Raw genomic sequence first — 11,507 nt, 5'->3', positions numbered from 1 at the left:
TTAGAAGAGAAATTCTTGGGAAAAGCAATGTTCCTACTTTTTACACTATATGGAACCTTTTTAGCCTCAAATCCTCAAAAAAAAGAGATCCCATGGCCAAAATTTGCCCTTCTCTAGCATTACCCCAATAAAGCGGGAATTTTATTAATGTGTAGATAATTCTTCGTAACACCTTGATACTAAAGAAAAATACTGACAACTCTACACATTAATGAACTCTTAACATTACCGCCATAATGTTGAGCTTAACATTATGGCGGTTCTTTGTCTAGAACCCCATAAAGTTGATAATTATATATTTCTGATTCAATAAGACTCTTCGGAGAAGGGGGAGAAATAACTAATTTATGAGTCTGTGCAAAGAACTTTTGAAAACGACCTATTGAACTTGCTATATGAGTTTCCCGTTTATGGAAATAGTTCCAGGCGGTCTCAAAAGAAGTCTGGGACAAATCACCTGTGTTTTTAATTCCGTGTCGACGAAAAAAGCGAACTATTCTTTTTGAGTGTTTGAGGGAAGAACGGATACTCCCAATACTGTATCCGGTTCGTTGACATCACTGGACGTATTCTTCAATAATTGATCCAAAAATGGGAAGAGAAAGATATCTTTGGTGGGAACAAGGGCGGATTTTTGAAATCATGTGAGCCTCCTTATTCTAAATGTTAATAATTTAAAACGAGACTCAACTATGATATCAAAAATGTTAAGATAAAAGTGCTTTTGTTATTTACTTAGTTAAACTTACAAATGACTCTCAACATTAATGAACTCTTAACATTACCGCCATAATGTTGAGCTTAACATTATGGCGGCTCTATGGCCAGAACCCCTATTTGCAACCACTTAACCTTTCATTAGTACATATACAGCCATACAATTCGGGAGATAGCAAGTTATATTTGAGATATTTTTTTAATTGTGAAATTAGCGCGAAAGCAGTACAATAAAATACATTTTATTGCATTTTGTCACATAAAATGGAAACTTTCACAGTAGAAGAACTCGCTGAGTATTTGAAGCTTCATGAATACATCATAAGGCGTCTTGCCAGAATTGGTAAAATTCCTTCTTTTAAAGCAGGAGGGCAATGGCGTTTTCGCAAGGATGAAATAGATTCTTGGTCTAAGGGTACGGATAGGAAACAAAAGATATGATTACAGATTACCATGCCAAATATTTTGCATATGAATTAACTAAAAGATGTGCTTCTGATAGCTTAGAGAAACTTTCCTCTACCCTTTCTAACGCCCAGGTTGATCTTAACCCCCACCAGATCGAAGCCGCGCTTTTTGCTTTCCGGTCTCCGCTTTCAAAAGGCGCAATTCTTGCTGATGAAGTTGGTCTTGGGAAGACGATTGAAGCGGCGTTAGTTATTTCTCAGAAATGGGCTGAAAGAAAAAGAAAGATTCTGCTTATTGTTCCATCAAGTTTGCGTAAACAGTGGAATGCTGAATTGCAGGAAAAGTTCTTTCTCCCGTCCATCATTCTTGAGACGAAAACATTTAATCAATATGTCAAGGACGGCAATCTAAATCCTTTTGATCGAGAAGACGCGATTGTTATAAGTTCATATCATTTTGCCCGGACAAAATCCCCATACATCAAACAGACAAAATGGGATTTAGTTGTTATTGATGAAGCGCATCATTTGCGCAATGTTTATAAAACGAGTAATAAGATCGCGCGTGAAATAAAAAATGCTTTAAGCGATACTCCCAAAATATTACTTACAGCAACCCCGTTACAGAATTCTTTACTTGAGCTGTACGGTCTCGTCAGCGTAATTGATGATCATGTATTTGGGGATCTGACAAGTTTTAAGGTTAATTATTCTAAGGTCTCAAAAGAGCAAGATGTATTTGAAAGCGAGCTCGGCTTGGTTGAGCCCAGGCAGGAAATGTTTACGGATTTGCGCAATCGTTTAAAGCCAATTTGCACGCGTACGCTTCGCCGCCAGGTACTCGAATATATAAAATACACAAAGCGTATTCCACTAACGCAGGACTATATACCAACAGAACAAGAGATAGAACTTTATAATGGCATGTCCGGATATCTTCAGAAACCCAGGCTCTTTGCGCTCCCGTCAAGTCAGCGACAGTTAATTACTCTAATTTTACGAAAGTTATTAGCATCTTCTTCGTTTGCAATTGCAAGTACGCTCAACAGCATTACGTATAGACTAACAAAGCTTATCGAAAAGGCCGAGAAGCAGATAGCTGAAAAAGAGTCCGGAATTGAAGGGCTTAGTGAAGATTTCGAAAACTACGATGAGCTTTCTGATGAGTGGAGTGATGAAGAAGAAGATGGTGAGGAGACAACTCAGAAGAAAGTAGTTTATACGAAAGAAGATGTCATCTTAATGAAGCAAGAAAAGGTTGAGCTTGAAAATTATCGTGACTTGGCAAAAAAGATTTGGAAGAATTCAAAGGGCGACGCCTTGCTAATTGTTATAAAAAAAGGTTTTGAAATGGCGGCAGAACTGGGAGCTAAGAAGAAGGCGATTATTTTCACTGAATCACGGATTACTCAGGACTTCCTCTTGAACCTGCTTTCGAAGAATGGATATGAAAATAAAATTGTCCTTTTTAACGGCTCAAATAATGATGATAAATCTAAGGCGATATATGAGGCTTGGTTCAAGAAGCATAAAAATACTGATAAAATTACTGGTTCAAAGACTGCCGATAAACGAGCCGCCATCATAGATTATTTTAAGGATGAAGCTGAAATTATGATTGCCACTGAAGCAGGCGCCGAGGGGGTTAATCTTCAATTTTGCTCGTTAGTCATCAATTATGACCTGCCGTGGAATCCCCAGCGCATCGAACAGCGAATCGGTCGTTGTCATAGGTACGGACAAAAGTACGATGTTGTTGTAATTAATTTTGTCAATCGCAAGAATGCCGCTGATCAGAGGGTCTATGAACTTCTGGATGAAAAATTTAGCCTCTTTAAGGGTGTATTTGGAGCAAGTGATGAAGTGTTGGGAAGTATCGAATCCGGCGTTGACTTTGAGAAGCGTATTGCTGCAATCTATCAATCATGCCGCACGGAAGATGAGATTAATACTGCGTTTGATGCGCTTCAAAATGAAATGGACGAAAGCATTACAGATAGCTTAAGAGACACCCGTCAAAAACTTTTAGAGAATTTTGATTCTGAAGTGCATGAGAAGCTGAAAGTTAATATCAAGGAAAGTCAATCATACCTGGACTGTTATGAGCGCTGGTTATGGGATATAACTCGGTTCTATCTTGGCGATAATGCTGATTTTGCTGAACACGAGTATTCTTTTATGCTTAAAAGTAATCCTTTTTCTAATGCGGATATCCATCGCGGCCCATACCGCATAGGCAAGAATATTGAAGATGCTCATATTTATCGTCCCGGGCATCCGTTAGCACAAGATATTCTTAATGAGGTTAAGAAAAAGCATGCAGATGGGGTGGAGTTAGTTTTTGATTATTCTAATAATCCGAGCATAATATCGGTATTAAAGCCGCTTATAGGAAAAAGTGGATTCATGAAAGTGAGCAATTACACTATTGAAGCGCTTGAGGCGGAAGATCATGTGTTAATTTCCGCTTTCGATGAAAAAGGAGATGCTATTGAGCAGGATATAGCAAAGAAACTGTTTTCTCTCGCTGGGCAGATACAAAATGATAAAATAATAGTTGCTGATAATGAAAAAAAGAAACTCGATAATATAGAGCAAGAAACAATAAATCTAATATCTTCTCGTAGTGCTGAACGGAATAGTGAGTTTTTTGATGATGAGGTAGATAAGTTAGACAAATGGGCTGACGATATGAAGAAGGCGCTTGAGCTTGACTTGAAAAAATTGGATATTGATATCAAAACTGCTAAAACAAACGCGAAGAAAATAGTCGAACTTGAAGAAAAGGTAAAGGTGCAGCGTCAGATAAAGGATATGGAAAAGAAGCGCAATGAAATGCGCAAGAAACTCTATGATGCTCAGGATGAAGTAGATGATAGGAAGGAAAAATTAATACAGCGAGTGGAAGCCCAGCTTAAGCAAAGAACTCATTTGGAAGAACTTTTTAGCATTCGCTGGAAGGTTGTTTAAATAAAGGGGAGCTTATGAGTAATAATAGACAAAAACTAGAACTCACTTGGATCGGGAAAAATAATTCCGAGTATGATATTGCCAATATTGAACCGCGGATTTTAGAAGAAAAGCCAGACTTGTCATATGGCGACCCTAAAACCGATAATATGATTATACACGGCGATAACCTGCTGGCACTTAAAGCGCTCCTCCCAGAATACGAAGGGAAAATAAAGTGCATCTATATTGATCCACCATATAATACCGGCAATGCCTTTGAGCACTATGACGATAGTGTTGAACATTCTACTTGGCTCTCCCTCATGAAGCCAAGATTGGAGCTCTTGCGTATGCTTTTGAGAGATGATGGGAGTATTTGGATTTCGATTGACGCAGATGAGAGTCATTATTTAAAAGTGCTTTGTGATGAAGTGTTTGGAAGAAATAACTTTATAGATGAAGTAATATGGCAAAGAGCTTATTCCCCAATTAATTTAAAAAAGACCCTTTCAAGAAGTCATGACACTATCCTTGTGTATGCTAAAAATAAAATACCGGCTTATTCATTAAATAAATTACCAAGAAGTGAAGAAGCAAATGATCGATATTCAAACCCAGATAATGACCCACGAGGGGTTTGGAAAAGCAGTGATTGTTCAGTTGGTCCAAGAGTTGCAGAAAAAGTCTATGAAATAACCACGCCTTCTGGAAGAAAAGTATTACCACCAGATGGTAGATGTTGGTTATATACCAAAATACGTTTTCAAGAAATGTTAGAGGATAATAGAATTTGGTTTGGCCCAAACGGTCATGCTATCCCTTCTGTGAAAAAATTTCTTTCCGAGGTCAGAGATGGTATTGTTGCAATGACGTTGTGGACATATCAAGAAGTTGGGCATAATCAAGACGCTAAAAAGGAAATTAAATCTTTGTTTGGGGAGGATGTATTTGTAACACCAAAACCAGAAAAATTGATGCAAAGAATTATTCAGCTCGGATCAAATGAATGTGATTTCGTCCTTGACTCTTTCCTTGGATCCGGCACTACTGCTGCGGTGGCGCACAAGATGGGGCGAAAGTATATCGGTATTGAAATGGGAGAACATGCCTATACACATTGCAAGGTGCGTTTGGCTAAAGTTATAGATGGTTCGGATCAAGGTGGTATCAGTAAAGCGGTTGATTGGAAAGGTGGTGGTGGTTTTAAGTTTTATGAACTGGCACCGAGTTTTGTGACGATTGATGAATTTGGTAATCCTGTAATTGATAGTTTTTATAACGATATCAAACTTATTCGCGCCATGTGTAAGCTTATGAATTATACTTTTTCGCCCAGTTCGAGTGACTACTGGAAGCATGGTAAAGGGCAGGGTAATAATAGTATTTATGTTACGACACAGATGCTCTCAGTAGCTATGGTTCAACAGATAGTCAGCCATTTGAGGACAAACGAAACACTATTGATTTGTCCGAAGAAATATGAACCGGGCTGTGAAAAAGTGGATAATCGCATCACTATTAAAAAGATTCCACAGTCAATCTTGAAAGCCTGTCAATTTGGTAAAAAAGAATATCTTTTACCCATTAAAGATCGAGCTATTGAAGAGATAGATGAAGAAGAATTAACGGATGGTGAGGAATAATATGAATAAAACTCAAGCGCTACAGTACATAACCAACGCCATGAGTCTTAGGACCCCTCAAGAAAAAAGCTTGGTGCTTTTTGCTGATTATTTGGAATCAAGTGCGGGAAAAAAAGTATTGGCTCGCATGAAACGAGAAGATCGTGGGAATGTAAATGATATTGAGGTGATGACAAAAGAGTACGGTCAAACGGTGCCTGAGTTATGCCAATTTCAGGCGTTTGAACGAACCTTTCCGGCCTATACTTTCGCGCTTGCTACCGGTGTTGGAAAGACACGTCTCATGGGCGCTTTTGTGGCGTATCTATATCTTGTCTATGAAATACAGCATTTTATGCTAGTCGCTCCAGGCAACACTATTTATCGGAAGTTAGTGGATGATTTTAGCAAGGCTAGTAATCCCAAATATGTATTTAGGGGGATTAAAGAAATAAATATCAATACCACTCGTATAATTACAAAAGACAACTACCAACAGAATCAAGCTACCACAAGCCTATTTGGTAATTTAATTCAAATCAATATTTTTAATGTGCAGCAATTTGCGCAAAAAGATATTGAGCAGGAGAAAGGTATTACTAAATTTAGCGAAACGCTTGGCGAATCGTATTTCGAGTATTTAAGTTCGCTTAATGATTTGGTGGTATTACTAGATGAATCACACCATTATCATGCAGATGCTGCGATGGGGTCACTTGATCGCATAGATCCGCTATTTGGGCTTGAATTTACCGCCACACCGTATATAGCAACAACGAGTACTAGGGTTAACACAGAACCGACTCTCAAAAAAAATATTCTGTATACCTACAATCTTGGAGATGCAATTCGTGATGGTTATGTAAAAGACCCGTGGGTAGGAACAGAGGCGGATGTTGATTTTAGTCAGTGGGATTCTGAATCTATTGAAACGGATGCTAGAAAATTACAGTTGGCGGCTTTTTTCCATGAGCGCGCTAAAGTGGCATTAAAAGAGTATGCTTTGCAAAATAGTAAACCGGAAGTTAAGCCGGTTATGTTGGTTGTTGCAAAGGATACGGCGCATGCCAGCTTACTTCGGGCGTTAATTGATAATGATGATTTTAGAGGCGGTACATATAAAGGCAAAGTGATTGAGGTTCACACAAAGACAAAAGGAGAGGAAGCGGACGAGACTATTGAAAAGCTAATATCTCTTGAACATCCGGATAATATTGTTGAGATTGTTATTCATGTAAATATGCTTAAAGAAGGCTGGGATGTTACAAATATTTATACTATTGCGCCTATTCGTTCTTCGGCTTCGGAAATTTTGACTGAACAAACAATTGGCCGTGGTCTTCGCTTGCCGTATGGTGAGCGTACAGGCAATAAAAATGTTGATCGTGTTATGATAGTTGCTCATGATAATTACGCAAAAGTAATTGAAGGTGCGCGGAAATCAAAACTTATTCAACCGTCAAATATTGAAAGAGTTTCAGCTCAGGATACAAAATTAGTTAAAGAGGTAGTTGAAGTTCAATCGGCGTTTGTTGCAAGTATTCAGGGAAAGATTAAAGCTAATTCTGCGATTATGCAGGAGATTGAAGCGCAGGCAGCAAAAGCAGTAAGCTCCGTTATCTCTGAGGATACTCCCGAAGATGTTAAAGCAGCAACGAGACAAAGCAAAACAGATGAAATTGTTGAAAACCTTGCAAAGCAAGAAGCGTCACGATTGAGTTTTGCAGAATATCATAAGCATAAGAAGGAAACACTGGAACCATGGCCAGAAGGAACGCTTTTTAGTAATTTAAGCGATTCGGCAAAAAAGGAGCTTGAGAATATTGGACGGGTTTCCGGACAAACTATTGAATTGCGCAATATCCCGATTCCACGGTTGATGCTTACGCCTCATTATGGGGAACTTATTATTGAAGACTTTGATTTGAATACAAGACGATTAAGCATGTATGCTACGGAAACTTCAATACTTGAAGAGCGTCTTCAGGGAAGCCAAGAGAAAGATTTATTTGGTAATACACAAGAAGGAGCTTGGGAATCGGAGGTCACTCGGGTATCAAGTCTTGGCGAAGGGAGAAAACAAAGTCCTGAGAATACTATTATTGCCGCCCTCATTGAACAACCGCTACTTGATTATGAAGAACAGAAAACATTATTGCTTAAACTTTCAGGGCAGGCGGTTACGCATTACAAGTCATTTATAAGGGATGAAAATTCGCTCAAAATGGTGATTGAAAATAACTTCCGCCAAATTGCCAAAGAAATTTATGACCAGATTCTGGAACATAAAGAATTTGTTTCTGATGGATATCTTGAATCCGGAGTTCGAGAGCCAAAACCGTATCTTGAACGATATAATTACTCAAAGAGTTCCGATGAAAAGGCGGTTACGCTAGAATCACAATTAGGCCGTTTTTCAAGAGATAAAATTTACACGAGATTTAGTAAAGCCTGCCATGCAGAGTATCGGTTTGATTCGTCCGATGAAGCACGTATGGCATATCTTCTTGATAAAGATTTGTCTGTGGAAGATTGGTTGCGCCCTGCTCCGAATCAGTTTGAGGGGCTCTATTGGCGTGATGAAGACGGTAATTCTCAGCATCGCTATGAGCCTGATTTTGTGGTTGAATTTAAGAATGAGATAGTGATGATTGAAGTAAAGCCGAGTGTGGAAATTAATACTCCAGATGTACAAGAAAAGAAGAAAACGGCTGAGAAATACTGCGAATTAGTTTCAAAGAATATCGGAAGTTTTGGGATAGTAAAGCCGTGGAGATACGTGATTGTTCCAACTGATAAAATAACAATAAGTTCAACAATAGCTGTTTTATTGGTAAGATAATAGCAGCTATGTTACGGTTACCCCTTTATTATCAGGAGTTAATCCTACATAACCAAAATCCACCTGGGCTTCTTCTCCAGGCAAAGTCTGTATCCTGACAAAGATATTCTCTCTCTTTTTGATATTTGCCAAATAATTCCTCACTGTTGAATATCCTGTCTTCGCTCCCATTCTTTTAAGTTCTTCATGTATTCTTACCCCGCTCAAGCCTGATTCCATCAGCTCTATTATCTTCTCCTTGTAAGCGTCAAGTATCCTGGGATGCGGCTTCTTCTGGGGATATTCCTTCCCTGATTTTATATTTTCTACAAACTTTGATACTGTCTTCCAATCATGTCCTGTTGCTCTTGCTATCTCGGTCTTGTTCATTCCTTTTTCCACAAGTGTTCTTATCGTCGTATACATTGCCATTCCTATCATTTTTACACCTCCTAATGACTGCTACTCTTGCACTAAGAGGCGCTTTTTTCAAATCCTAAAATTCATTGCTTTTCCACATTATCCACATCTTCCACAAAGAAAGAAAAAAGAAGCAAAAAAGAAAGAAATTATTACTACTATTATTCTCCTATTTCTCCCTAATTTTACTATGGAATTTTCTCTGCCATTTGCTATGGAATTTACTTTAACATTGAGGGTCTATTAGACTCTTTATAGATTGATCTATTTTACATTGTATGGTTTTTCTCGAACTTTCCAGACGAGATGCCTGCTATCTTTTTAAAAGTACGCATAAAGAGAAATACATCATTATATCCTGTTTGCTGAGCGATTTGTTTTAGCGGTAGTTTTTTCTCCAGAATCAGGGCCTTAGCTTTTGATATCCTTTTGTGCGTTATAAATTCCTTAATAGAAAATCCAGTATCTCTTCTAAAAAGACGTCTCAAGTGTGTGTAACTGACTGCAAATCTTTCTGCCACATCGGGCGGTCTTATGTTCTCATGACAGTGTTCTGCAAGGTACTGTGTAACTAGCAAAATAAGATTCTTATACCTATGCTGGGCATGCATAAACTTCCTGCGCTTGTAAAGCTCCAGGATCAATGCAGTCATATTTGTACTTCGTTCAAGACAGCTGGCTGTATCATCTCTTTCCATAAGTACTTGCATTTTCTTAAAAGTTTGATGGACAATACATTCATGGTCGTAAATTACAGGATTTTTGGGATTCATATAACCTAGATTCTCGTATGTTTTACATAAAGGTCCGTCAAATACTATCCAGCATGTTGCCCACTCGTTCTTTATGCTGCCGTAAGTATGAGGAACATTGGGGAAAAGAAAAAAGCTGTCTCCTGTTTTCAGCTCGATTCTTCCTGTTAAAGGAGAAATTAAGTAGCCTCTTCCCAGTTCAACATGCAGGACAGCATAAAGCCCGAGAATACGCATGGGTTTGTTTATGGAATATTCGCTAGCAGAACCAATTCTGTCCACCCATAACTGCAGTTTTTTTTCAATACTGGATGGTGTCCTGAATTTTTCAGACCTGAATGTTGGAGTTTTTAGCATGGACAAAATATCCATATTTTTGGTTAGTTTATCCATTGAAATTCCCTGTTACTTTGAGTTATATAATAAGTTAGACCAAATTTTAGATTATGTCAAGTTATAAATAAGGAGGGATAAAATGATATATTTGTTGTATGGGAGAAAAAGATGAAAACAATGACAGAACGTGAAAGATATCTGAATACGCTGCTTTTTAAGGATGTAGACAGGATTCCTTTTACCCCAGGTGAACCACGCGAATCTACATTAAAAAGGTGGCATAAAGAGGGGCTAGCTGAAAATAAAAACTATCTAGATGCTGTTATTGAAGAGCTTGGTATAAAGCATGAAAATTACCGAAACCGAAAAGAGCGTATGGGAGCAGGTGTTACTTTTAGGATGATCCCTACATTTGAAGAAAAAGTACTTGAACATAAAGACGGACATTACATTGTCCAGGACTGGATGGGAAATATCACTGAAATATCAGACAAATATGATTATACGTATATTCGCAGTTCCAAGGATTTTGTTACCCGCAGGTGGCTTAAGTTTCCGGTTGAGGACCGCAAAAGCTGGGAGGATATGAAAAAAAGGTATAATTCGCAAACAACAGGCAGGTTTCCAGACGATTTCAACGAACGGTGTAGGAGATTAGTAGACAGAGACTACCCTGTCGGCATTTCCTTTCCAGGTCCGTTCTGGCAGTTGAGAGAGTGGTGTGGATTTGAGCCTCTGTGTATTCTCATGATAGAAGATCCTGAGTTCATTATGGATATGATTGATTTCTGGAGGGATTTTGTTGTCAGAACTATGGAGCCAATTCTTGAAAAGGTTAAGCTTGATTTTGTCCAGATGTCTGAGGATATGGCATACAAGGCACATAGTATGATTTCTCCTGAAATGACGCGCAGGTTTCTGCTTCCTGTTTATCAGAAATGGATTCCTTTGATAAAGCAAAGTGGATGTCCCATTGTTGATATGGATTCCGACGGATATGTTGCAGAACTGATCCCTATCTGGATTGAAGCGGATATTAATTGCTGTGATCCTATGGAGGTTGCTGCACATAACGATATTGTCGACTATCGCCAGAAATTTGCAAAACAGATGGCGTTCAGAGGCGGTGTTGATAAACGTGCTATCGCAAAAGGCGGAGATACTATTAAGAGGGAGCTTGAACGCATTATTCCGCCCATGTTCAAGGACGGTGGGTATATACCTGGTTGTGACCATGGAGTACCTCATGATATTTCGTGGCAAAACTTTGTTTATTATTGCAGGCTGCTGGCTGAATATACAGGATGGTTGGAATAATTAATTTAAAGTGAAAAATCTTCGTAACAGTTTAGCTACAAAAAGTAATGAGAAAATTTAGATGAGAAAATCAGCGAATAAATTTGAACGAAATAAAAATAATAATCAAGGCGATCTTGTTTGTGGCAAATCAAATTGTCTGAAGAGTTCGGGAGTTAGCCCT

At 38.5% G+C, this 11,507-nt stretch carries 7 protein-coding genes; 5 read left to right on the top strand and 2 right to left on the bottom strand.

Features of this window, described 5'->3' with window-relative positions:
* Positions 1-981: 981 nt before the first annotated feature.
* Genes Q7J27_15225 through Q7J27_15210 form a run of 4 tightly spaced genes read left to right on the top strand, consistent with a single transcriptional unit; the run spans position 982 to position 8,540 of the window.
* Positions 982-1,158: a helix-turn-helix domain-containing protein gene (locus Q7J27_15225; protein MDO9530491.1), complete on the top strand. Its 177-nt coding sequence runs from the start codon at positions 982-984 to the stop codon at positions 1,156-1,158.
* Positions 1,155-4,094, top strand: coding sequence for an SNF2-related protein (locus tag Q7J27_15220; GenBank protein ID MDO9530490.1), 2,940 nt, complete (start codon positions 1,155-1,157; stop codon positions 4,092-4,094). The genes Q7J27_15225 and Q7J27_15220 overlap by 4 nt, the downstream gene beginning before the upstream one ends.
* Before the next feature lie 14 nt (positions 4,095-4,108).
* The gene (locus tag Q7J27_15215; protein ID MDO9530489.1) at positions 4,109-5,719 is read left to right on the top strand and encodes a site-specific DNA-methyltransferase; all 1,611 of its coding nucleotides are present in this window, start codon (positions 4,109-4,111) and stop codon (positions 5,717-5,719) included.
* A gap of 1 nt (position 5,720) precedes the next feature.
* Positions 5,721-8,540, top strand: coding sequence for a DEAD/DEAH box helicase family protein (locus tag Q7J27_15210; protein MDO9530488.1), 2,820 nt, complete (start codon positions 5,721-5,723; stop codon positions 8,538-8,540).
* Positions 8,541-8,546: 6 nt separating this feature from the next.
* On the opposite strand, the gene Q7J27_15205 is transcribed toward Q7J27_15210, so the two are convergent.
* Both Q7J27_15205 and Q7J27_15200 read right to left on the bottom strand, forming a co-directional pair.
* Entirely contained in the window at positions 8,547-8,960 is a 414-nt protein-coding gene (locus Q7J27_15205) for a hypothetical protein (GenBank protein MDO9530487.1), read from the bottom strand.
* Positions 8,961-9,208: 248 nt separating this feature from the next.
* Positions 9,209-10,084 (bottom strand): AraC family transcriptional regulator, encoded by an 876-nt coding sequence (locus Q7J27_15200; GenBank protein MDO9530486.1) that lies wholly within the window; start codon positions 10,082-10,084, stop codon positions 9,209-9,211.
* A 111-nt stretch (positions 10,085-10,195) separates the two neighbouring features.
* Between Q7J27_15200 and Q7J27_15195 the strand changes: the two genes are divergently transcribed.
* Entirely contained in the window at positions 10,196-11,344 is a 1,149-nt protein-coding gene (locus tag Q7J27_15195; GenBank protein MDO9530485.1) for a uroporphyrinogen decarboxylase family protein, read from the top strand.
* Positions 11,345-11,507: the final 163 nt, after the last annotated feature.

The sequence above is a fragment of the Syntrophales bacterium genome (assembly GCA_030655775.1).
Taxonomy (GTDB): Bacteria; Desulfobacterota; Syntrophia; order Syntrophales; family JADFWA01; genus JAUSPI01.
This window is presented reverse-complemented; position numbering and strand designations above follow the sequence as displayed.